Raw genomic sequence first — 22,619 nt, 5'->3', positions numbered from 1 at the left:
ATTATTGAAATTAAAACAGAAAAGCAATGAGTAGAAATATAAAGACAATAGCCGTTAAAAGTGAATTTATTCGCAATGGAAATACGAAATTACATGTAAACATTTATTCCAGTCATTTAAAAGAGGTCATCATAGTACTGCACGGTGGACCGGGCGTGCCAGATGAAATGTTGGAAGTTGTGGATGTTTTAAAAGAGAATTATCAGGTAATTTACTTTGAGCAAAGAGGAGTAGGGCTTTCGGCATGTGAAGAGGCTAACTATAAAATGGAAGCATATATTTCAGATATTGATGCCATTTGTTCTCATTTAAGTATTTATAGTTTTCATCTATTTGGACATTCATGGGGTGGATTGTACGCACAAATTTACGCAAAAGAAAAACCCGCAAAAATTAAGAGTTTGTTTTTATGTAGCCCTAGCTCAGGAACGAATAATACCTGGAAAAAAACGGAGATGGAGGTGATGCAACTGCATAAGGAAATTTGTGATTTTAAAGAATGGTTTCATATGGGATGGTTTTCATTATTTGGCATGTTGGGTATAGACGAGGCTTATCAAAAACTATTTCGACAGGTGTTAAAAAATTACCATAAAAATTATGGAGAAGTCGATTTTGAGGATGCTTTTTTTGATAAAATTTACGCGGCTCCTGTCAATAAAACACGAAAAGAAATAATGAAATACAAGCCTTTAACAATATTTTCGAAACCCGATTTCCCTGTGTTAATTAGTTATGGAGATGCTGATATTTATGGAGAAAGTAAAGGGAGTCTGATAGGAAGGTTTCCTACAGCTACCGTTGAAATTATAAATACATGTGGGCATATTCCATGGAAACACAATGCAGCAGCATTTCAAAAGTTGCTGAACAAATTTTATAGCCAAAAAGAAATATAAACAATCATTAACAGTAAGAATCACGCACAGCTAAAAAATAAATGCATGTGTGATAATAAATTAATAAAAAACAACAAAATGAATACTTTAAAAATTACCAGCCTATCACTAGTCATAACTTCTTTTTTTGTTTTGGGGTGTACAGACGATCATTGTGATTGTGAAAATGAAATCTATGTACATATTCCAGACAGTCACTTTGAAACTATGTTGATAGAGCAAGGCATTGATTCTGACGGAATCGTCAATCAAAAAATAGCAAAATCAGAAGCTATTGAAGTCACGCATTTAGATTTAAATTTGTCTGCAAATTATGGTAAAGTTGTCGATTTGACAGGGATTTCAGGATTTGAAAACCTTAGCCATTTATCCGTCTACGGCCAAAAAATTAAACAGCTAGATCTAAGTGGGAATACCTTGTTAGATACCTTGTACTTTTCAAATAACTATATAACAAGTCTTGATTTGAGTAAGAATACAAATTTAGTTTTTGTAGACATGCAATCAAATTCTTTAACTTCTGTAACGGGATTAGAAAATGCAATGGGTTTAAAAGATTTGGATTTATCATGGAATTACTTTGAAGAATTTAGTGTCAACAATCCAACTTTGGAAGTTTTACATATGAGAAATAACGATCTAAAAGAATTGGATATCAGTGGAGCTATCAATCTAAAGCATATATTATTAACCTCAAATTTGTTACCAACGCTAGATGTCAGTTCAAATACGAAAATAGAAACCTTATTAATAGCGGATAATAAACTTGAACATATAAATTTTGAATTCAATAGTCAATTAACACATCTCTATATTTTTGATAATGTTTTAGAAAGTTTAGATTTGAGTGCCAATGATAATTTAACCAATTTGATAGCCGATAGAAATCCTGATTTAACCTGTATTAAAATAGCTAGTGGTCAAGAGATACCAGTATTGACCTTATCTGATTACCAAGAATTGAATGAATTTTGTAATTAAAATAAATCGAAAATCGAACAGTACGCATGGAAACATTTTATAAATCTGAAATAGGTAAAAGAGAAATTTTAAAACTCTATGATCAAAAGTTAGCTGCTTTAAAAATAGATTGTCTTGCTAAAGACATAGAAACTTCTTTTGGTACCACACATGTGCTTATTCGTGGAAATGCTTCAAAACCACCCCTAGTATTGGTGCACGGCTCAAATGGCTGTGCACCTATAGCACTAGAAACCTATTCGGGGTTAGAAAAGCATTTTCAAATTTTTGCCATAGATGTATTGGCGCAACCTAATAAAAGTGCCGCAACAAGATTGTCTATGAAAAATGAAGCGTACGGCCAGTGGTTGCACGAAGTAATTGACAGTCTAAACTTAAAAAATGTGAGGCTTGCAGGATTTTCATTTGGTGGCTTGGTTATTTTTAAAGCACTTGAGTATGAGGAATTGCATATAAAGGAAGTCTTTTTATCGGCACCGGCTTATATTGTCAATGGGAATCCTTTAAAGGCATTGTTTAAGGTTTTTATTCCAATGAAACGTTATATGTTATCCAAAAACAAAAAGTATGTAAGGGCGTTTTTAAAGGAATTATTTACCGAGAAAGATACTTTTGCCGTGGATTTTCTTTCCAAAGTATTTTTGCATTTTAAAATGGATTTCACCCCAGTTCCTGTGATAAAAACAGAAAGTGCAAAAAACATCAAAACTCCCATAACACTCATCGCTGCAAAAAACGATTTATTGTTTCCAGGAGAAAAAATGATCAAACGTGCAAAGAAAATATTTCCATCACTCAAACATATACTGTTATTAGAAAACTCCAAGCACGTTCAAAATAGCCTAGATAATAAGCGAATAGTACAAGTAATTATAGATTCAAAATTGAATGAAATTTCTTAAATTTAAATTGTTAATTTCAACGAATACAGAAACAACCTAAAACTAAATGATGACAGGACCTAATAAAGACCACAGGTTTCCGCTAGGCAAATACGACCGACTTTGTTTTTTGAAAAATATTGTAAAAAATCCCAATATCATTGTTGGAGATTATACCTATTATGATGATTTTGAAAATGTAGAGAATTTTGAAAAGAACGTAAAATATCATTTCGATTTTATAGGTGATAAATTGATTATTGGAAAATTTTGTATGATTGCTTCCGATGTAAAATTTATTATGGATGGAGCCAATCATCTAACAAATGCTTTGTCTACTTATCCTTTTGCTATCTTCGGTAATGGTTGGGAAAAAGCCATGGAAGGTAAATCTTACCCCAAAAAAGGAAATATAGAAATTGGAAATGACGTTTGGATTGGTTATAATGCCACAATTATGGCTGGAGTTACTATAGGTGATGGGGCTATTATAGCAGCAAACGCAATAGTTGTAAAGGATGTAGCACCATATACCGTGGTTGGTGGTAACCCTGCAAAGGAAATTAAGAAACGATTTTCTGAGGAAACCATTGCAAAACTTTTGCAGCTAAAATGGTGGAATTGGGATGTTGAAAAAATTACGGAACATGTTCAGCATTTAACAGACGATAAAATTGAGCAAGTGTTAAAAGAAATGAATAAAAAATAAAACAATGTCGATTACAAAAGAATCTGAGTTACTAGGAATGAAAGAAATTAGTGAAATAGTAGCCTTCACTTTAAAACAAATGCAAACTTATGCCAAAGTGGGTATGACAACCAAAGAATTGGATGTTTATGGTGGTAAAATTCTAAAATCATATGGAGCCAAATCGGCACCCTTTCAAATGTATGGCTTTCCTGGTTATACATGTATCAGTGTCAATAAAGAAGTTGCGCATGGGATACCTTCACCTAAAAAAATATTAAAGGAAGGCGATTTAATTAATATTGATGTTTCTGCAGAATTGAATGGTTTTTATTCGGATAATGGAGGGTCTTTTGTTTTAGGAAGAGATGTATATAAACATCAAGCTTTGGTAGAAGCTTCAAAAACAGTTTTACGCAAAGCAATTAATGGTATTAAAGGTGGCGTGAAAATTTCTGACATAGGTTTGATCATGGAAACCGAGGCAAAAAAAAGAGGGTTTAAAGTCTTAAAGAATTTAGCGGGACATGGAGTAGGGAGAAGTTTACACGAAGCACCTGAAAATATTTTAAATTACCGTGTCAAAACGAATAGAGAAAGATTTAAGAAAAATACCACTGTGGCGATTGAAACTTTTATAAGCACAAAATCAACTCACGCAGTAGAATTAAATGATGGTTGGACTTTAGTCGGTAACAAGGGAGGCTATGTCACACAGCACGAACATACGCTGTTGGTTACAAATGGGGCTCCAATTATTTTAACGGCAGCTAATGGTATTTGGAATTCATTATAGTTTATTTGATGAAAGCTGTAATGATAAGTAGAAATATTTTTAAAAGTCGCAACATCACGTCGTTTTTTTATAGCTCCAAATAGCCAATCCATTCATGATAAAAGCGTAAACCAGTGTTTTTAATAATTGAGGTAAAATATCTTTAAAACCAGAGCCTTTCTAATCTCAATATAGACTTTGACTATTTATAAGATCTTAAAAAGAGGAATTAAATTCACTTACGACCTAATTAAATTTTAGAATTGGGATTATAAGCCTGAACTAATGAGGCATCTGTCTTTGCTAGTTTTTTTCACTATTTGCATAGCTTTTTTAGAGTTCTCAAGTCTACTTTTAAGGAAGTTCTTCAATCCACTTTTGAAATTGGGTATTTCTACGCTTAAAAATTGCTGGGAAAAGATTTAGTTTTAACAAATGTTAATTCAATAATTGTGGTGGTACTTCTAATTCTTTTATGGATTACTTCCTCAAATAAGGAATTACACAATCAAAAAAATAACTGTTAAATAAATTTTTATGGAAAAAGAAAATTCAAAACAAACTCAAAAGTCTTCAGTAAAACCTTATAAAGAATGGGAGGAAGGTCTTCCTAAAGGTGCACAATTCGGAATATTGTCAAAATTGCATGGTACTTGGGTCAACTGGAAAGGTGGACCAACGGGCTTGCATACGACACCTTTGCCTTCACCGGGTACTTCTTCGGAAACAGTTTTCGGCGTGTTTCACTTTAAATCTCAGGAATATCGCGAGCAGTTAAAGTTTACGCAAGTCAATGCCCCAGTGCGCAACCGTGCAGGATCTAATGAGCAGTTTAATGCTGCGGTAAAATACGAAACTGCCATTATAGACAATGACAATGACCTGCAGCATTTTGAGGACGGCATGTACCTTTGGTTAGGAGACCACCAAATGCCTTGGGACTCAAAAAGCCCTTACCAAAATCCGCCAACAATGTTCAAACATACATCGGATGAAGAGTCTGTAAAAACGGACGGAGCAGAGCCTGTAATGGGACCTGGTGAATTGGGACCGCAGTTTATACCTCCATATCAAATCTCTCGTTCTGGTGTAATTCCCCACGGAACAACTATTCATTTGACAGGAAATATAACGGAATCTATAGAAGGGAAAGCACCTCATATTGCCGATCTTTGGGAACCGCAATTTTTAGCAGTATCACCAACTATGGGAATTAATCCTGAAAAAGATCTAATCCAAGGGTCGCGCGAAAAACCAAAATGGACAGAACTTCCTCGAGAAGCCCAAACAAACGGTGGGCTAAATAGTGGGCGTGCCTACTTTGAGAAAATTTTTAATTATGACGAATTTGGAGCGAAGTTTCCCTTCACGGTTCAGCCCAACCTAAAATTATCGGATGCGAATGAAGGCGTGAAATTCAAAAAGTATGACATGATTGAATTGGACTCCTTTCATGATACCGGTATGCAAGGAGGAACAATTAACAATGTGATGGTGGAACGCTATTGCAAGGTCGTTCGTATGCGCTACCGTATGTGGATAGAAGAAGTTTATGATGAAGATTTTGGAGGTCTTATAGAGCAGTTACAATACGAGCAGATTGTGGATTTTGAATTCATGTTTGGTTCAAATGGTGGCACTACTAAATGGCCACATATCCAAGTAAATACCTTGCGCCGTGAAAAAGATATTCCTAAAGATAGACGATTACCATCTATAAAATTACCTACTGAAACACCTGATGAAATCATTGACGCACCTACAACCTTGGCTTGTCCAATGGGACATAGACGTCGTGGCTAAACCGGAAAACACCTCAGCCTTAGAATGTTAAGAAGCTGACTGTTATTTAGGTAAATGGCTCAACAATAATTAGATAGATTGTTGTTGAGCTTCAAGAAAAACTATTTGAGCAAGATTGAAATATGTTGCTTGATAAAATTGGTGCAAAAAAAATATTTATGAAAACAAATACAAAACTTACAGAGAATACAGATGTGTTAATTGTAGGAGCAGGTGTTGCAGGCTTGTACTCGGCCTACAGACTCCTAGAACAAGACAACAAAAGAAAAGTAGTCATTCTTGATCGTTTAAATAGAACAGGTGGTAGACTTGACTCTGACCTGGTAGCGATTAAAGATCCTTATGATGCCAAAATTTCTATTGTAAAAGAAGAAGAAGGGGGCATGCGATTTGAAGATTCTATGGCGGAATTGATGTCTTTATTTTCAGCACTAGAATTGTGCAAAGACGCAGTTTATTTTCCAATGACAACGAATCGGTATTTTTTTAGAGGGCATAGTTTTACGGAAGCTGAATCTAAAGAAAATAACAATGCCATTTGGGGTGAATTATACGACCTAGAACCTGCCGAACAAAATCAAAGTCCGGGAGCTATTTTAGGCGTTATTTACCAACGTATTTTGAATGCCAATGGGGTGGAAGATGTCCCTAAAAAACCAACACCTGAGTTTTGGCAAAAATTTAGACTAGATTTTAAGTGGGAAGGTGTGGCACTTTACAAATGGCAGCTAGGAGGATTGATCAAAAGTATGGGGTATTCGGAAGAATGTTTGACCATGTTAACCGAAGTACTTGGGTTTCGAGGTCCTTTTCAAGGCTTACCCAATGCTGGTGAAGCTTGGCAAATTTTAGAAGACTTTCCTGCCGATCCTCAATACTTTACTTTAAAACGGGGCTTCAGTTCTTTGATTCGAAAATTAGAGACTGAAGTAAAAGAATTGGGAGGAATCATTCATACAGGAATTAATGTAAATACCATTCTTGGTGAAAAAGGGGATTATAAAATTAACATAAGTATTGCCGAAAAAGGAGAATCTGCTTATGTTTTTGAGCAAGACACAGAAACAGCAGTTATAAACGCCAAACAAATTATTTTGGCCATTCCAAGTAAAGCGATGGCTATATTGTTTGCGGCATCTCCAGTATTGCATCTCAATAAAAATTCCAGAATTTTTTGGAAAGATATCAATTCTATTCAACCCATGAGTTTGCTGAAAATCAATTTGTATTTCGACAAGCCTTGGTGGGCAGATGGTTCAACAGGTCAAGTCCCTGTATTGGAGGGGCCTTCATTTGCAGATTTGCCCATCAATTCAATTTATCCTTTTTACACCGTACAAACAGAACCTGGAGCGCCAAATAAAGGCAAACCTGCGGCATTGACTATTTACTGCGATTTTACCAACACTGTTTTTTGGCGAGGTCTACAAAATGTAGGTCCTAAATTTGACAGTCCTTTACAAAAAGCACATACTAAAAAACCAGAAACCTTGTTTCCTGCTTCAGAAAAAGTAGTCGAAGAAGCCATCAAACAACTTAAAAGTTTATTTAAAACCCATTATGTACTAGAACCTGTATTAACAAGTTTTCGCTCTTGGGATGGAGTAAATGACTTTCCTTTTGCTTATCATCAATGGGCACTGAATACCAACGATCGAGAAGTTATTGAACGAATGACAAATCCATTGCATGATGAAGCTATTTTTACCTGTAATGAAACTTGGTCGGACATGCAAGGATGGGTAAATGGTTCACTTCGATCTTCTGAAAAAATGTTGAAACACAATTATGGATTGGAATCTATTACTGAAAGCTATCCTGGCTGTGTTTTGGTTCCTCCTAAGGAATAAAGAGGATCGAGAAATCGTATTTTTATTGAAGGCGCAAAAAACTTGATTTTTGCGCCTTTTTTTATAAAAGTCTAGAATCTAACATATGTCATATTTCATTTGAAAGACCTATCGTAAATTTACGATAAGACATAGAAAAAAGTGAGACGGATGAAAAACAACAAGGACATAGATGCTTTGGTAAAATTTTCGAAAGCATTGGGGCATCCTATACGGATTGCTATTTTAAAACATCTTGCTACGCAAACCACTTGTTGCACAGGCGATTTGGTGGGTGTCTTACCCCTTGCACAATCTACAGTATCTCAACATTTAAAAGAATTAAAAAAAGCAGGTTTTATTCAAGGAGAAGTAATACCTCCAAAAATAAAGTACTGTATTCATCAAGAAAACTGGAATATGGCAAAAGCTTTATTTCAACATTTTTTTGATGGGTGTTTTGTAACAAACAGATCTATTATTGACGATCATTAAAAATATATAGCATGCATAAAGTAATTAAAATATTAGGAACAGGCTGTTCAAAATGCCAAGCCATGACAGTCGTAGTTAACGAGGTGATTTCTGAAAATAAGCTCGATGCGAGTCTTGAAAAAGTAGAAGATCTTATGGAAATAATGAAGTTTGATGTGATGACCACACCCGCATTGGTAATAAATGATGTTGTTAGTGTAAAAGGGAGAGTGCCTTCTAAAAATGAAGTTTTAGCACTATTAAATGACTAAAAAATACGATTATGAAATATCATATAAAGGCTTATTCCATTTCAAATAAGGAGGCGATGCTTCCCATAAAGCAAGAAAGTATCAATTTTGGTACCACGTCCAAATCTGCTGATACCTTGCCAAATCCTGCTGAATTATTCTTAGGCTCGTTTGCTTCCTGCATTTTAAAAAATGTAGAACGCTTTTCGGGTTTAATGAAGTTCACTTATACAAAAGCGAGTATTGAGGTAAATGCCACACGACTCGAAAATCCGCCAAGGATGGAAAATATCATTTACAACCTGACTATTTATAGCAATGATAAAAAGCTAAATTCAGATTTACTAAAAAAGAACATCGAAAAGTTTGGTACCATTTACAATACCGTAAAATTGTCGTGTACCATTAGTGGAACCCTACGTACAATTAACAATGTTTGACTGGATACAACATATAGCAGATTGGTTTGTGTATGAATTGTTGGGTTTAAGAGTAGGCCAACATTTAGCCGAAGCTTTGAACTTTTTTATCTACGATACCACAAAAATTCTACTCTTACTTTTTGTGGTTGTTTTTTTTATGGGAATTGTGAATAGTTACTTTCCTATTGATAAGGTGAAAAACTACCTGTCTAGAAATAAATTATACGGATTGGAATATTTAATAGCAAGTCTTTTTGGAGTGGTGACTCCTTTTTGTTCCTGTTCCTCGGTACCTTTATTTATTGGTTTTGTAAGAGGAGGAATTCCCTTGGGTGTTACCTTTGCTTTTTTAATTACGTCGCCTTTGGTTAATGAAGTAGCTATCGGGCTCTTTGTGGGGTTGTTTGGGTTGAAAACCACCATTATATATGTAATTAGTGGAGTGCTTTTAGGAAGCGTTTCTGGAGTGATTCTTCAAAAATTAAAATTGGAAGTTTATCTAACACCTTGGGTAAAAGAAGTCTTGGCAAATGCCCAAAGAGATCAAGAGGTATTTCAAGCAGAAAACCAAACTTTTAAAAAACGCATTCCTATTATTTGGGCAGAAGTGGTAAAAATTCTCAAAGGCGTACTTCCTTATGTTTTGGTAGGTATTGCTATTGGCGGACTGATGCATGGCTATATACCTGAAGGTTTTTTTGAAAAATATATGGACAAAGACAATCTTTTTGCTGTACCAATTGCCACCATTTTAGCAGTGCCTATGTACTCCAATGCCTCTGGCATACTTCCAGTCGTTCAGGTATTGGTTGCTAAAGGAATTCCTTTAGGAACCGCTATTGCATTTATGATGGCCGTAGTAGGTTTGTCCTTGCCAGAAGCCATGCTCTTAAAAAAAGTAATGAGCCTCAAGCTCATCGCCATCTTTTTTGGGGTAGTCACACTTTGTATAATACTATCTGGTTATTTGTTTAATAGCCTATTATAACAGTGTGTTAGGTTGTTAGCAGCACACACTTTGGTTTTATTAGAACGAATCCACATGTAACCGCCAAAATATGGGAGGAACGTACAAAAAGTGAATAGTTAAAAGCGAATCCTTATGCTACAGATTCTCCTTTTTCAGTATAAGCAAAAACACCCCAATTGGCAATAGATTTGATTAAGGGAATTAAAGTTTTTCCAAACTCGGTTAAGGAGTATTCTACTTTTAAAGGTGGTTTAGAAGTGTATACTTTTCTTTTTACGATGCCGTCTTCTTCCAAAGTTTTTAGTTGTAGACTTAAGGTACGCTCGGTTACAGTAGGCATTTCCTTTCTTAATTCATTGTATCGAAGTGTGCCATCGATCAAATGAAATAAAATGACTGTTTTCCATTTACCTCCAATGATTCCCATGGTTAAACTTGCGCAACACGGATATTCTTTTCCTTTAAATTGATACATAACTTTCTATATTAAAATTCGGCCTATTTGTTTTTATTGATGGTACAAAGATAGACTACTATAGTAAATTATACAACTATATTTTTTATAGTAAAAAATATACAGGCTAATGTGTTGTAATATATATGTTTAAGTTTTTAATTCTATACTATCCTTTTTGACCGTTATTGTGGGGATGACTTCCTATACTTACTTTTGTCACTATAAAACTTATAGTACAACAAAAAACAATATAAAATGAATACACCTAACATAGCAAAAGAAGACATTTTAAACGCTTTTAATTTTAGACATGCAACAAAAGAATTTGATGCCACCAAAAAGGTTTCGGAGGAAGACATGAAATTTATCTTGGAAACAGCGCATTTATCACCAAGTTCATTTGGTTTTGAACCATGGCACTTTATAGTAGTTCAAGACAAAGAGTTACGAGAATTGTTAAAACCTGTAGCTTGGGGAGCCCCTTTGAAATTAGATACAGCAAGTCATTTTGTATTGGGTTTAAGTATGAAGGCACCGATGGTAAAACACGATGCAGATTATATTATGCACATGATGAAGGATGTTAAACAATTACCACAAGAGGTTATTGAAATGTATTCTAAATTCTATAGAGAGTTTCAAGAAAATGATTTCGACTTAGATACCGACAAAAAATTATTCGATTGGTCTTCTAAACAAACATACATCGCTTTAGGAAATATGTTAACAGCTGCGGCTTTAATAGGAATTGATTCTTGTCCAATTGAAGGATTTCATCAAGAAAAAGCAGAAGCCCTGTTAAAAGAAAAGTTTGGTGTAGACACAGACAAGTATGGTTTGTCATTTATGACGGCTTTTGGATATCGAAAAGCAGATCCAGAATTTGGGAAATCAAGAAGGAATTTTAAAGATATCGTTACGTTTAAATAAGCAATTCAATAAAAAAAATCAATAATGATGAACTTAGAAGAGAATAAACAAAATGCCATTTCTTTTTATAAAACGGCTTATGAAGGGAATCCTAAAAAAGCCATAGCGCTTTATGTTGGTAATATTTATATTCAACATAACCCTGCTGTTGCGAATGGTACTCAAGGTTTTATTGAGTATTTTGAACGTATGCAAACGGAATATCCTGACAAGTCGATAAAATTTGTAAGAAGTATTGCAGAAGGTGATTTGGTGGCTTTACATACGCATCAAATTTGGCCCGAGCAGGATGAATATGTCACCATGGATTTTTTTAGGTTTGATGAAAACGGAAAAATATGTGAGCATTGGGATGCAATTCAGCAAGTTCCGAAAATAGCAGCCAATGAGAATTCGATGTATTAAATTTTAGTAAAAAGTTTTATTGAAATTAAGAAACCGAATTTATACATCTAAAATAAATCAAAATATATTTACTACTCCTAAGAACGGTACGTCAGAAAATAAATTTATTTTTTGACGTATTTTTTTGTTTAATAGTTTCGTTAGCCTTCGGCAGGCTCAGTCTACGGAATTTGTAATTTTTTAAACAGTAAACTTCTGTAAGCTCAGCCTACATCGTTTTATAATTGTTTATAGTTTTGATGAATTTTATTGAGAATCGCTAAAAAAAATAAAAGAGAACTATTATTTTTGTGTTTTATTGACGCGGCCTAAATCCTGAAATTTGTTAAAGAATAACCAACAATTTACTCAAAACACGTATAGAGATACAGATTATTTTATTTACTGTTTAGGACTTAAAGTTGGAATAGGCCAGTCTTTAAGTATTGTGATCAAACAATTTTGAGTAGTATGATTTTTTAAGACAGTAAAGTAAAATTAGTAGTGTTTATTTTTTTCGGTTTTTCTGTTCTTATACGTATGTTAATGCAATTGTTTTTAAAGTGTTAACTTGAACTAAACATGTTGAAATGTATAAAAAATGCCAATTTATAATAACACAGTTTAATTTTTTATAATTTTTTTTGTAAAACTTCCTTTACTGGTTGTAATATATAAAAAGTAAATACCATGTGCATGGTTAGAAAAATCTATTTCTTTAGTACTTATTGTATTTATTATTTTACCTGTAATATCTGTTATTATAATAGATTTTAACTCAATTCCTTCTTTTATATTTATGGACAGTTTATTTTTTACAGGGTTTGGATAAACACTAATAATATTTGTATTAAATTTTTCATTAGAAAGATTTATGCAATTTTCAGAATAAAAAGGTGTAATAGAATCTCTTTGATCATATATAAAAAAGGAAGATGGTATGCTGTTTATATCAGCAACTTGAATACAACTTAAATAATTCATAGTTAATATTGCACGATTTAAATTCCTGTTTTTACTTAAATCTATTGTAGTTAAGTTATTCCAACCTGCTTCTAAATTTGTTAACTCCTCAAAATGTTCAATTCCTGTTAAATCACTGTAACCATCATTAGTTAAATATAAATCAGTAACTGTTGCTATTCTAGATTTAAGAACATAATTATCTCCAACTATTCCATTCCCCATACTATCTGGACTGCCAAGGTCAGTTTTTTGATGGTAGTAATTATGTATAGAATAATATGCGGAAGCTTTGTGCGTTTCTAAAAAATACTCAAAAGCATCATCTGGCACATATACAAGTTTGCTTTCTTCAATACAATTTAAATCAAAACTAGATTGCATATCAATATTGAACCAATTATTATTACTCCAAACAGAGTTATCAACAATAATACATTCTAGATTGATATTATTTAATGCGCTAAAAAAAGTAAAATTTGTATTATTAGTATTTCTAACATTTAAAGAATGAAGAATATTTGAAGAACAATCTAAATAATTCAATTGTAAGTTTGAATTTAAATTAAGAATTTCTAATTGGTTTAATGAACAATCAAGATATTTTATTAATGTGTTACTACTAAGATCTATTATATTTAATAAGTTTGATGAGCAATTTAAATAAGTTAAACTAGGGTTATTCGATATGTCTAAACTAGAAATTAAATTATTTTGACACTCTAGTTTTTCTAAAGCAACAAATTCTTCAATTCCAGTTAAATCACTTATGTTTTTATTAGTAATATTTAAATTTTTTAAATTTTTTATGGAAGATTTTAGAACATGATTATCTAATGGACCAGAATCATAGCCTAAGTCTATTAATGCTTGTTCAAAATTATCGTCAGGAATTAATGTAAGACTACATTCAACACTAAAACTAGTCCCAGAATCAATGAGAGTCCAATTTTCGTAACTCCATTCAGGGTTGTCAACCTCTATACAATTTAATCCTGTTCCTTCAGTAAAGAACCCCCAATCATCAAAATTAATATTATTCCCGTTTTTTACATTTAATGAAGCGATTGGATTATTTCTTATATCTAAGTTTCTAAAATTAGGATGCTCGCTAAAATCTAAACCGTTTTCTATTTTGTTTTCATCTGCATGCAAATATTCTAGCATCAGATTATTACTTAAATCTAAAGATGTTAATTGGTTACAGCAAACACTAAGAAAAGTTAATGAAGTATTATTGCTTAAATTTATACTAGTTAACCTATTTAAAGCTATATCTAATTTAGTTAGGGAGACAAAGCTCTCAATTCCGGTTAAATCTTGAATGTTTTTGTCTTGTAAGTCTAAGGTGGATACAGTATTTATATTAGCTGTTGGGACATTATTATCCAATGGACCAGAGTCATAACCTAAATCAATTAAAGCTTGTTCAAAATTATCATCAGGTACATATGTGTTTTGAGAGTACACAAAACAAGAAAAAGAAAATGTGGCAATGAGTAAGAAATGTCTCATAATTAAAATTTAGCAGTTTTTTTTCAAATATACATATATATATATATATATATATATTATCCTAATAATTTCGGGGTGTTTTTTTTTATGTTATATGTTTTGAATTTTCAATTCGGAATTATAATAATTTATTTAGAAGGATTATTCTTGTTTATAAAGAATAAAACAATTAACATGTGATAAACAAGAGTCTTATGTTTCAAACTCTTAATTCCTAATAATTGTGGTGATTTGATGAACTTGGGAAATGATATTGACCAGACTTTGAAAGGCTCAGGCTAGGGATACTGTATTGTTTTAAACACTAAGCTCAGTTTATGGTGTTTTATAATTGTTTATAGCTCTCATGAATTTTATTGAGAATCGCTAAAAAAAATAAAAGAGAACTATTATTTTTGTGTTTTATAGACCCTGCCTAAATTCTGAAATTTGTTAAAGAAAAGACAACCATTAGCCCAAGATTCATTTATAGATACCGATTATTTTATTTACTGTTTAGAAGCGGTGGAGGATGTTGAAACAGACGCACTTACCGAAGCGCAAAAAAAGTTAGAGCAATTGACCTTACAATATGGAATTGCCAGTATTTATAAAACATGCGACACCATTGAAGGTTTAGAAACGAGCTTAAATGCATTGGTGTTGGAGGATCATCATTTTACAGATTATGAAATTATCTATTTGGTAATTACAGGGGAAGCCAATAGCATTTGTTTAAATAATTATTATTACAGTCTACAAGAAATTGCTGAAATATTTGAAGGAAGGTTAAAAGGAAAGATTTTACATTTTTCAAATGCAAAAGTTCTCGATTTAGACGAAGAAGAAGCACAATATTTTTTAGATATCACTGGAGCAAAAGCGGTTTCTGGTTATGGCAATGCCTCTAACGGACTGAGCAGCGCAAATTTGGATATGGCCTTTTTTAATTTATTTAAGGAAGATGATGATATGTTGGAAGTTGTGGAAGAGTTGCACCAAAGACATTATAAAATTTGCAAACTATTGGATTTTAGGTTGTATTATTAAGAGTCTGTTGAAATACTAAAAAGCAAGATAGATGAAAAGAAAAGCCGAGTATTATTATAGCGAATTTAGAAGGTACGTAAAACGAAAAGACCTAGCAGCTTATGATAATGAGTTTTTAAAACGAAAAACTCATAGTTACAAATTTTTTATTCCCTTTATTTGTAGGTACATAGATTTAGACAAGGAAGTTGAAAAACTAAAGAAACCTGAAGAATCCGCTCTTTTTGGCTATTTTATTAATGAATATTGTTATGAGCATTCCCAGTTTTATAAAAATATTATGGAAGCTAAAAATACACCCACAACGGATGATCGCAATTTTTTGTTTAAGTAGTGCTTGCTCGTAAACGACCTTATAAAATTTTTCACGAGATATTTTATCAAATACACAATTTTTAAAAGAATAATAATAATTTTATAGAGTTAGTTTTATAAGATGCTTAATTAAAAGATAGTTCGTGTAAATAGGCTTTAAGTTAATTTCATTCAATATAAGTCTAGACTTCGACAGGCTCAGTCTACGGATATCTGATAGTATGTTAAATAACCGTTTGCAACGGCTATACATCAATTACTGTAAAAGTGTACTATAATGTTCTGCGTGGCGCCTGCCCCGAACTTGATTCGGGGTTACTTTGCTTTGGAAGAAAGCAAAGTATTACACTTCATTTTTTTTTGGGGGATGAAAATGGAACACGCTTTTACCACTAACTTGTACTGAGCGATAGTCGAAGTATAGGAGGGAAGGGAAATGTGTGTGGAGTGGGAATTGATGTAATTGGTGGATAACTTTACAAAAACATAATTACGGACTTCTTGATTTTCACTAAATTCGATTCAGTTTTTTATATGCCAAATTATCTAGAGTATTTATGAGTAAATTATATGTAATAGGAACTGCTCATTACGAAGATGGAGTTTGTACATCGGAAAAATTATATGAAATAATCGAAGAAATTTCTCCTGAGGTAGTTTTTTGTGAAACCTCTAAAGAGAAATTACCCGAATTCATTAAAAGGACTGATGTTAGCACTCCAGAAATGAATGTTATTAAAAGATTGATCAAAGACAAGCCTATTATTGATATAGTTCCAATAGATGAAATTGAAGACCCTTTTGATAGAAGGCTAGAGGATATGCATTCTTTATTCAAACGAGTAATGAAAGAATACAAAGCAGCATCTAGTATAATAACTAATGAAACATTTTTGAAAGGATTTGCCTTTTTAAATTCTTCTGATTTTGACAGGATAAGTCGAGATCAAAATTTAATGGAAGAGTACATCTTAGATAGGTTAAATAATAAAGAATTATCCGATTTTCACGCAGAATGGTTGAAATGGAATGACCTCCTCGAAAACCAATGGATTAGCCTAATACATGACTATTTTAAAATAAACAAACCTAAAAAGGCAGTATTTCTAGTAGGAGCTGGACACAGATATCGATTAATAGATAAGATTAAAAATATAGTAGATAGTAATAAGCCTTTTTTGGATTGTTTTTTTTTTCTTTCGAATAAAACGTAATTAGTTTATTTGATACAGCAGGATATATTGTAAAATACTATTTTCATGGAGCGAGGAAAGGAGTGGAATGAAATCTGTTTTAAATTTTGTATTATTAATTACTTGTTAAGCATTCGAAGAATATACATTACTTTTTTAACGAAAGAATAATTACATTTGAGTTTAAGATTAATGAAATAAATTTTATGATAAGAATAATACACATTAGTGATTTCCATTTAGAAAAAGAAGAACCAAGTTTAAGTCAGAAAGAAATATTAAAGGCATTAATTTTAGATATTAAGCAATTTATAAATGATGAAATTATTATAATTTTTTCAGGAGATCTTGTTGATAAGTCAGGTTTGAATTTCTTAAATAAAGGAGAACGATTTAAATCATTTAAGGATGTGTTTCTAGATAAAATTAATGATGAATACCCTAGTACCGTTGGAAGAATTTTTATTGTTCCAGGAAATCATGATTTTGATCGGACAAAAATAGATGGTTTTTTAGGAATGCCATTTAGAAACAATTTAGTCAAAAACCCAGAAATTGTTGGTTCATATATAGAGTCGGTTAAAAGAGAAAACAAGAATGTAGATGGACTTTTAGATTATAAAAATTTCGAAAAAGAGTTTTATAATAAATGTTTTAATGATTCTAATTGGAATTGGAGCCAATTTGACAACTCATTTATAATTAATAACAGTAATGCAAGTATTGGAATTTCTTGTTTTAATTCTTCGTGGCTATGTTACGAAGACGAAAATGTTGAAAAATTATTCATCAGTGACAAACAAATTGAAAGTTCATTAAGTTTTATTAAGGATACAGAAATTAAAATTGCTGTAATGCATCATCCACTTGAGTTCTATCATAAAGATGACCTTGATAAAATTAAAGCATTATTGTATAATAATTACCATATGGTTTTTGTTGGGCATACCCATAAACTTGAATCAAAGCAAATTGATGATTTGGACGGTAATTTGTTTCTTTCCGTTGGTAAGTCTATTAGCGGTATAAAAACTAAAAATAGTGATTTCGTCAATGGCTATAGCGTAGTTGATTATTTAAAAAATGACAAAGTAATTGTACGTTATAAAAAATATCTTAGTAACAAGACAACTTTTGTTATAAATACGGATATAGGTAATGACCAAGGAATTAAAGAATTTCAAATACCTAAAACTGAGGAAATAAAATTATATCATGATTCTAAATCGATAATTGATACTATTAAATGTGATCACTTCCCGAAGTTAAATGATGATTTAATTTTAAATATTTCTCAAAGTAATAAGAGTAAACTGTCTGAGATTTTTGTTGAACCAATTATCGGGAACTTACCTGAAAGTAATTTAAATGAGCAAAATGATATTAAGTATTTTACTACAAATGAATTAGCAAATGGAGTAAATAATATTTTGCTTTTTGGAGCTAAAGAGACTGGTAAAACTATCCTATTAGACAAGTTACTTATTGATTTAACGGAAAATTATAAAAGCGGTCAACGGCTACCTGTTTTAATAAAATTTGGAGATATTAGAAATAAAAGCATTTTTCAAAAAGTTAGAGATTTTATTTTAAAGAGTTCAGAAGAAACAAGAACGTATTTGACAAAAATTGGAGTTGTTCTTTTAATTGACAATATAGATTTTGATGATGATCATAAATACTCATTAAAAGAATTAAAAATGTTTTTAGATGATTATCCAAAGACTAAAATTATAGCAACACATGCACATCTGGATGAAGCCATAATCCCTCTAAAAGTAATTGAAGAATTTTCGCATTATAGAAGCGATTTCAGTACTTACTATTTGCATTTTTTTAAATCAAAACAAATTAAAGGTTTAATGTCTAATTGGGTTTCAACTACAGATCTCGATTTGCATCAAAACATTGAAAAACTATTACGAGGTTTTAACGAACTAGGATTACCTAAGACACCATTGGCAGTGACACTTTTTTTATGGATAATCAATAAACAACAAAAAAAACCAATTAATAATGCTGTTTTGGTCGAATTATTTGTTGACAATCTTCTCGAAAAAAGTGATATTAAAAATATATATTTTGAAACTTTTGACTTTGACGATAAGCAAAGGTTATTAGCTTTCATTTCAAAATACATGTTGGATGAAGGAAATAGAAATTTAAGTTATAGAGTTAATGAATTTGATCTTTTAAAAGAAATTGAAGGCTATCTTAAGTTAAAAATGGATATAAATCCGAATAAACTATTTGATTACTTTATAGATAGAGGAATATTAACAAAATGCAACGGGAATAGTGTAAGATTTAAAACGGCTTTCTTTTTTAGTTATTTTCTAGCTAAATATATGAGTTTTGATACAGAATTTAGAGAAGATATTTTTAGAGATAAAAACTATTTGAATTATTTAAGTGAAATAGATTTCTATACTGGACTGAATAGGGAGGACGACGAAGTGTTTGATTTTATCAATAAAGAATTAACTGAAACATTTAGTTTCATTAATCCAAAAGTTAGAGATGAATATGAAAACATTGACGAAGTATTGGAAACTGAAGAAACGATTACTTCTAGAATAGACTTGGATAAAGTAAAAGAAAAGCCCTCCGAAAAAGAAATAGAAGATGCATATGACAGCCAATTAAGTTCTATTAAACCAAATCAGAAAATCGAGCCAAAGCAAATTTCAGAAACAAAAGATGATGATTCACCTGCTCTCTCAAAAATACTAAAATTAGCATCTGTAGTTTTGAAAAACAGTACTGATATTGCACCCGATAAAAGAAAAATAGCCTATGACAATATTATATTAAGTTCAATGTCATTCATGCTAATATATAGAGATTTTGTTTTGTTTTTTCACAAGCATAATAAAGATGAAGTCATTAATTACATTCCAAAAAAAATGAGTTTTGGTTATTTCATGCAACTATTACCATTGATTCATCAAGTAACAATGTATAATTGGATTGGTTCATTAAAATCGGCACCCATAATAAGACAAAAGATTTTAGAAGATCAGGATTCAGTTAATATATCCGAATTTGAAAAGTTTTTATCAGTATATATTTATTCAGATATACGAGGGAAAAACCATGTTGAATATATCGATACTAATTTTAAAAATAGTAAAAGAAGATATATTCTTGATAATATCTTTTTTAAGAACATGTCGTACTATTATTTGAGGTCTAAAACACAGCAATCTGATTTAAGGAACACAAAACTACTTGCTGATATAAAAGTTAAATTAAGAGATATTAAAAAGTCTGGTAAGGGAAGATTTATTCAACAACTAAAAGATAAGAAAAATTCTAATAGTTAAGTATTGTCCTCATAAAATTTTGCTCAAAACAATAGGAGAAAGAACGAAATATTTGAGAATACAAAACCTTATATTCTAATGGGAAAAAGTTTTATATTGATTAATATTAGAAAGTTATATTAAAAATGAAGACTATAAAGAAATTGTATGAAATGGATATATCAGAAGATGAAACAACATGGTTACTTGAATGTTGGAATCATTTAATTATAAATAATAATATAGCTAATTACAGACAAATTAGAGTTAAAATACATAAACGTATTTCTAAGGATTTCAAACCTTCAAATATAGATCATCAATTAATTCAACAAAATGTCGAAATTACTATACAAGGATTAATTGCTTTAAATTTAGCTGAGAAAATATTTGATATTGGAAATAAAACTTTTCAATATATAAAAAACAAACTTTTTGAAGATGCAGATCAGGAACAGTTTGATTTAAACTTTATAGCGGATTGTATTGAGGAAGATAGAAATATGGTTAGAATATCTTTTAAATTATTCTCTAACGAATCTCTTAGTCTGTGGAGTAGTGCTGGTTCTAGAGACGACAAATACGGATTTGATTCTATAAGCATAAGTGACAGATCATTTGAGACATATTTGGGCTATGATTCAATGGAGGACGTATTTATTGCTAATAGAAAAAGAATACTTGAATATCAAAATAATAAAAAAGATAGAGTTGCCTTTAAAACTTTAACTCCAAAATTTGAAGTTAATAATATTTCGAACAATCTTTTTCCTTTAGAAATACTTGATAACACTAGGGGCTATGTATTCAATATAGGTAGTCAAGCATCTGAATGTTATAATTCGGGGCTCTATGATGCTTGTTTAGTAATGATTCGAAAACTTGTAGAAACATTAATTATAGAATGTTTTGAAAGACATGCTATTGAAGAGAAAATAAAAGGGAAGGATAAACATTATTTTTTTCTAAGTGATCTAATAATCAGGTTTTTAAAACAAGACAAATGGCCTATAAGCAGAAATACTTCTAGTAGTTTACCTAAAATAAAAAAGCTGGGTGATTTAAGTGCACATAATGCAAGGTTTAGTGCAAAAAAATTAGATATTGAAAAGATAAAAGATGATTTAAGAGTTGTAATAGAAGATTTAATACATTTAATTGATTATCCCAATTGGACTAAAAATTAAATCAAAATATTTTCAGTTATAAGTATTATGTTAAAATGGTAGCAGAATAGTTTGATAAAGAAAAAATGTAGCATACATATATTAGAGATCTAACAATACATAATGCTAAATAGCCGTTTGCTGCGGCTATACACCAATTACTACAAAAGTGTACTATAATAGTTTTTAGATTATTCATAATTAGAATTTCTATTCCGTAATTGATTTTAACACGTGCTAATAAATAGGAATCCTGTGAATTCCTATTTATTGGTGGCGAGTTGATGGGGCTGGAAATCGATATAAACCTAAAGGTCTTATATCTAATAGTATGCTAAATAGACGTTTGCAACGGCTATGCACCAATTACTACAAAAGTGTACTATATAATAGTTTTAGATTATTCATAATTAGAATTTCTATTCCGTAATTGATTTTATCATAATATCGGTCGATATAAGTCTGAAGACGTTATATCTGATATTATGATAAATATCCGTTTGCAACGGCTATACATCAATTACTGTAAAAACGTACTATAATTTACATTATGTTAAATAGGTTTTCTCAGAACTCCCCTTGAACTACAATTGACCACAGAATGAAATTATATAGGATTGTTAAACAGAATCATAAATGCACCTATGGCGGTAACTATCAAAACCAACTTTCTATAAAAATCATTTTTAATAAGCTTTACTATTTTCACCCCCAATAAAAAACCAAGTAGCAATCCAGGAACTAGATACAAATCTAAAAACAAACTTTTTACAGTAACGGTTTCCCAAACAAAAATATGAAACTGCAATTTTAGTACATTGACTAAAAAAAACAACCAAGCTGCGGTTCCTATAAATTCATTTTTAGGCAAACGTATTGCCAACAAATAAATATTCGCAAAAGCGCCGGCTAAATTTCCAATCATAGATGTAAATCCGGCCACCAAACCCATACCACCAGAAAATAACCAATGACTTGGAATTTCTTGGTTCTTTTTACGATCCATATAAATCATGACTACGACAGTAGACAAAATAAGGATCGCCATGAGTTTTTTAAACAAAGGTTCTGAAATTGTATGCCCTATATAGCCAGCAATCACAACTCCAATAACCATGGACGGTAATAATTTTAATAAATATTTCCATTGGGTATATCGATGGTAATAAATGACGGCCAATATATCGGCAGCGACCATTAAGGGAACGAGTACGCCTGTAGAAGCTTTACTTCCAAAAACCAAAGCCATAATGGTTACAATTATAGGACTCAATCCTTTCAATCCAGCCTTTCCTAAACCTTGAATCAGTGCCGCCAAAAAAACAAGGATCCAATGAGTCCAAGTCAATGGATAAGCGGTTCCAAAGTCGAAAATATTTTGCATAGTTT

At 31.5% G+C, this 22,619-nt stretch carries 21 protein-coding genes; 18 read left to right on the top strand and 3 right to left on the bottom strand.

The features are described from left to right. Positions 1-26: 26 nt before the first annotated feature. The 11 genes from FGM02_RS08655 (at position 27) to FGM02_RS08600 (ending at position 9,991) form a co-directional block, all read left to right on the top strand. A complete protein-coding gene (locus FGM02_RS08655) occupies positions 27-899 on the top strand; it encodes an alpha/beta fold hydrolase (RefSeq protein ID WP_139957969.1) in 873 nt (290 codons plus the stop codon). 78 nt (positions 900-977) lie between these two features. Beyond that, positions 978-1,880: a leucine-rich repeat domain-containing protein gene (locus tag FGM02_RS08650; protein ID WP_139957968.1), complete on the top strand. Its 903-nt coding sequence runs from the start codon at positions 978-980 to the stop codon at positions 1,878-1,880. A gap of 26 nt (positions 1,881-1,906) precedes the next feature. Next, on the top strand, positions 1,907-2,782 hold the full coding sequence (locus tag FGM02_RS08645; RefSeq protein WP_139957967.1) for an alpha/beta fold hydrolase: 876 nt from the start codon (positions 1,907-1,909) through the stop codon (positions 2,780-2,782). Between the two features lie 46 nt (positions 2,783-2,828). Further along, a complete protein-coding gene (locus tag FGM02_RS08640; RefSeq protein WP_262711109.1) occupies positions 2,829-3,470 on the top strand; it encodes a CatB-related O-acetyltransferase in 642 nt (213 codons plus the stop codon). A 4-nt stretch (positions 3,471-3,474) separates the two neighbouring features. Continuing rightward, on the top strand, positions 3,475-4,245 hold the full coding sequence (gene map, locus FGM02_RS08635; RefSeq protein ID WP_139957966.1) for a type I methionyl aminopeptidase: 771 nt from the start codon (positions 3,475-3,477) through the stop codon (positions 4,243-4,245). A gap of 516 nt (positions 4,246-4,761) precedes the next feature. Further along, positions 4,762-6,027: a peroxidase, FMP-type gene (locus FGM02_RS08625; protein ID WP_139957965.1), complete on the top strand. Its 1,266-nt coding sequence runs from the start codon at positions 4,762-4,764 to the stop codon at positions 6,025-6,027. 158 nt (positions 6,028-6,185) lie between these two features. Continuing rightward, positions 6,186-7,877: a flavin monoamine oxidase family protein gene (locus FGM02_RS08620; RefSeq protein WP_166461154.1), complete on the top strand. Its 1,692-nt coding sequence runs from the start codon at positions 6,186-6,188 to the stop codon at positions 7,875-7,877. 150 nt (positions 7,878-8,027) lie between these two features. After that, positions 8,028-8,351, top strand: a complete 324-nt coding sequence (locus FGM02_RS08615) for an ArsR/SmtB family transcription factor (protein ID WP_139957963.1) — start codon at positions 8,028-8,030, stop codon at positions 8,349-8,351. Between the two features lie 11 nt (positions 8,352-8,362). Then, positions 8,363-8,602 (top strand): thioredoxin family protein, encoded by a 240-nt coding sequence (locus FGM02_RS08610; RefSeq protein ID WP_139957962.1) that lies wholly within the window; start codon positions 8,363-8,365, stop codon positions 8,600-8,602. 11 nt (positions 8,603-8,613) lie between these two features. Then, entirely contained in the window at positions 8,614-9,021 is a 408-nt protein-coding gene (locus FGM02_RS08605; RefSeq protein ID WP_139957961.1) for an OsmC family protein, read from the top strand. Further along, positions 9,014-9,991 carry a permease gene (locus FGM02_RS08600; RefSeq protein ID WP_139957960.1) on the top strand — a complete coding sequence of 326 codons (978 nt, stop codon included), beginning with the start codon at positions 9,014-9,016 and terminating at the stop codon, positions 9,989-9,991. The genes FGM02_RS08605 and FGM02_RS08600 overlap by 8 nt, the downstream gene beginning before the upstream one ends. A 112-nt stretch (positions 9,992-10,103) precedes the next feature. On the opposite strand, the gene FGM02_RS08595 is transcribed toward FGM02_RS08600, so the two are convergent. Continuing rightward, positions 10,104-10,448, bottom strand: a complete 345-nt coding sequence (locus FGM02_RS08595) for a winged helix-turn-helix transcriptional regulator (RefSeq protein WP_139957959.1) — start codon at positions 10,446-10,448, stop codon at positions 10,104-10,106. Between the two features lie 237 nt (positions 10,449-10,685). Here FGM02_RS08595 and FGM02_RS08590 point away from each other — a divergent pair, with 237 nt between their 5' ends. After that, positions 10,686-11,360 (top strand): NAD(P)H-dependent oxidoreductase, encoded by a 675-nt coding sequence (locus FGM02_RS08590; protein ID WP_139957958.1) that lies wholly within the window; start codon positions 10,686-10,688, stop codon positions 11,358-11,360. 27 nt (positions 11,361-11,387) lie between these two features. Then, complete coding sequence (locus FGM02_RS08585; RefSeq protein ID WP_139958264.1) at positions 11,388-11,765, top strand: nuclear transport factor 2 family protein; 378 nt, start codon at positions 11,388-11,390, stop codon at positions 11,763-11,765. 603 nt (positions 11,766-12,368) lie between these two features. Here FGM02_RS08585 and FGM02_RS08580 read toward each other — a convergent pair. Beyond that, complete coding sequence (locus FGM02_RS08580; protein ID WP_139957957.1) at positions 12,369-14,222, bottom strand: T9SS type A sorting domain-containing protein; 1,854 nt, start codon at positions 14,220-14,222, stop codon at positions 12,369-12,371. 429 nt (positions 14,223-14,651) lie between these two features. On the opposite strand from FGM02_RS08580, the gene FGM02_RS08575 reads away from it, so the two are divergent. From FGM02_RS08575 to FGM02_RS08555, 5 genes are all read left to right on the top strand, one after another. Continuing rightward, positions 14,652-15,251, top strand: a complete 600-nt coding sequence (locus FGM02_RS08575; RefSeq protein WP_139957956.1) for a DUF6642 family protein — start codon at positions 14,652-14,654, stop codon at positions 15,249-15,251. A 31-nt stretch (positions 15,252-15,282) separates the two neighbouring features. Then, a complete protein-coding gene (locus tag FGM02_RS08570) occupies positions 15,283-15,585 on the top strand; it encodes a hypothetical protein (RefSeq protein ID WP_139957955.1) in 303 nt (100 codons plus the stop codon). 538 nt (positions 15,586-16,123) lie between these two features. After that, on the top strand, positions 16,124-16,780 hold the full coding sequence (locus FGM02_RS08565; RefSeq protein ID WP_139957954.1) for a hypothetical protein: 657 nt from the start codon (positions 16,124-16,126) through the stop codon (positions 16,778-16,780). A 185-nt stretch (positions 16,781-16,965) separates the two neighbouring features. Continuing rightward, a complete protein-coding gene (locus FGM02_RS08560) occupies positions 16,966-20,085 on the top strand; it encodes a metallophosphoesterase (RefSeq protein WP_139957953.1) in 3,120 nt (1,039 codons plus the stop codon). A 125-nt stretch (positions 20,086-20,210) separates the two neighbouring features. Continuing rightward, complete coding sequence (locus tag FGM02_RS08555; RefSeq protein WP_166461153.1) at positions 20,211-21,251, top strand: hypothetical protein; 1,041 nt, start codon at positions 20,211-20,213, stop codon at positions 21,249-21,251. Positions 21,252-21,837: 586 nt separating this feature from the next. Here FGM02_RS08555 and FGM02_RS08550 read toward each other — a convergent pair. Beyond that, positions 21,838-22,614, bottom strand: a complete 777-nt coding sequence (locus FGM02_RS08550; RefSeq protein WP_139957951.1) for a sulfite exporter TauE/SafE family protein — start codon at positions 22,612-22,614, stop codon at positions 21,838-21,840. Positions 22,615-22,619: the final 5 nt, after the last annotated feature.

Source organism: Flavicella sediminum, assembly GCF_006381105.1.
Classification (GTDB): Bacteria; Bacteroidota; Bacteroidia; order Flavobacteriales; family Flavobacteriaceae; genus Flavicella; species Flavicella sediminum.
The sequence above is the reverse complement of the archived record's forward strand: the minus strand, read 5'-3'. Positions and strand labels throughout refer to the sequence as shown.

Excerpts from the sequence above, each read along its gene's own strand:
- FGM02_RS08655 (WP_139957969.1), top strand. The coding sequence starts at position 27 with ATGAGTAGAAATATAAAGACAATAGCCGTTAAAAGTGAATTTATTCGC.
- FGM02_RS08650 (WP_139957968.1), top strand. The coding sequence starts at position 978 with ATGAATACTTTAAAAATTACCAGCCTATCACTAGTCATAACTTCTTTT.
- FGM02_RS08645 (WP_139957967.1), top strand. The coding sequence starts at position 1,907 with ATGGAAACATTTTATAAATCTGAAATAGGTAAAAGAGAAATTTTAAAA.
- FGM02_RS08640 (WP_262711109.1), top strand. The coding sequence starts at position 2,829 with ATGATGACAGGACCTAATAAAGACCACAGGTTTCCGCTAGGCAAATAC.
- map (WP_139957966.1), top strand. The coding sequence starts at position 3,475 with ATGTCGATTACAAAAGAATCTGAGTTACTAGGAATGAAAGAAATTAGT.
- FGM02_RS08625 (WP_139957965.1), top strand. The coding sequence starts at position 4,762 with ATGGAAAAAGAAAATTCAAAACAAACTCAAAAGTCTTCAGTAAAACCT.
- FGM02_RS08620 (WP_166461154.1), top strand. The coding sequence starts at position 6,186 with ATGAAAACAAATACAAAACTTACAGAGAATACAGATGTGTTAATTGTA.
- FGM02_RS08615 (WP_139957963.1), top strand. The coding sequence starts at position 8,028 with ATGAAAAACAACAAGGACATAGATGCTTTGGTAAAATTTTCGAAAGCA.
- FGM02_RS08610 (WP_139957962.1), top strand. The coding sequence starts at position 8,363 with ATGCATAAAGTAATTAAAATATTAGGAACAGGCTGTTCAAAATGCCAA.
- FGM02_RS08605 (WP_139957961.1), top strand. The coding sequence starts at position 8,614 with ATGAAATATCATATAAAGGCTTATTCCATTTCAAATAAGGAGGCGATG.
- FGM02_RS08600 (WP_139957960.1), top strand. The coding sequence starts at position 9,014 with ATGTTTGACTGGATACAACATATAGCAGATTGGTTTGTGTATGAATTG.
- FGM02_RS08595 (WP_139957959.1), bottom strand. The coding sequence starts at position 10,448 with ATGTATCAATTTAAAGGAAAAGAATATCCGTGTTGCGCAAGTTTAACC.
- FGM02_RS08590 (WP_139957958.1), top strand. The coding sequence starts at position 10,686 with ATGAATACACCTAACATAGCAAAAGAAGACATTTTAAACGCTTTTAAT.
- FGM02_RS08585 (WP_139958264.1), top strand. The coding sequence starts at position 11,388 with ATGAACTTAGAAGAGAATAAACAAAATGCCATTTCTTTTTATAAAACG.
- FGM02_RS08580 (WP_139957957.1), bottom strand. The coding sequence starts at position 14,222 with ATGAGACATTTCTTACTCATTGCCACATTTTCTTTTTCTTGTTTTGTG.
- FGM02_RS08570 (WP_139957955.1), top strand. The coding sequence starts at position 15,283 with ATGAAAAGAAAAGCCGAGTATTATTATAGCGAATTTAGAAGGTACGTA.
- FGM02_RS08565 (WP_139957954.1), top strand. The coding sequence starts at position 16,124 with ATGAGTAAATTATATGTAATAGGAACTGCTCATTACGAAGATGGAGTT.
- FGM02_RS08560 (WP_139957953.1), top strand. The coding sequence starts at position 16,966 with ATGATAAGAATAATACACATTAGTGATTTCCATTTAGAAAAAGAAGAA.
- FGM02_RS08555 (WP_166461153.1), top strand. The coding sequence starts at position 20,211 with ATGAAGACTATAAAGAAATTGTATGAAATGGATATATCAGAAGATGAA.
- FGM02_RS08550 (WP_139957951.1), bottom strand. The coding sequence starts at position 22,614 with ATGCAAAATATTTTCGACTTTGGAACCGCTTATCCATTGACTTGGACT.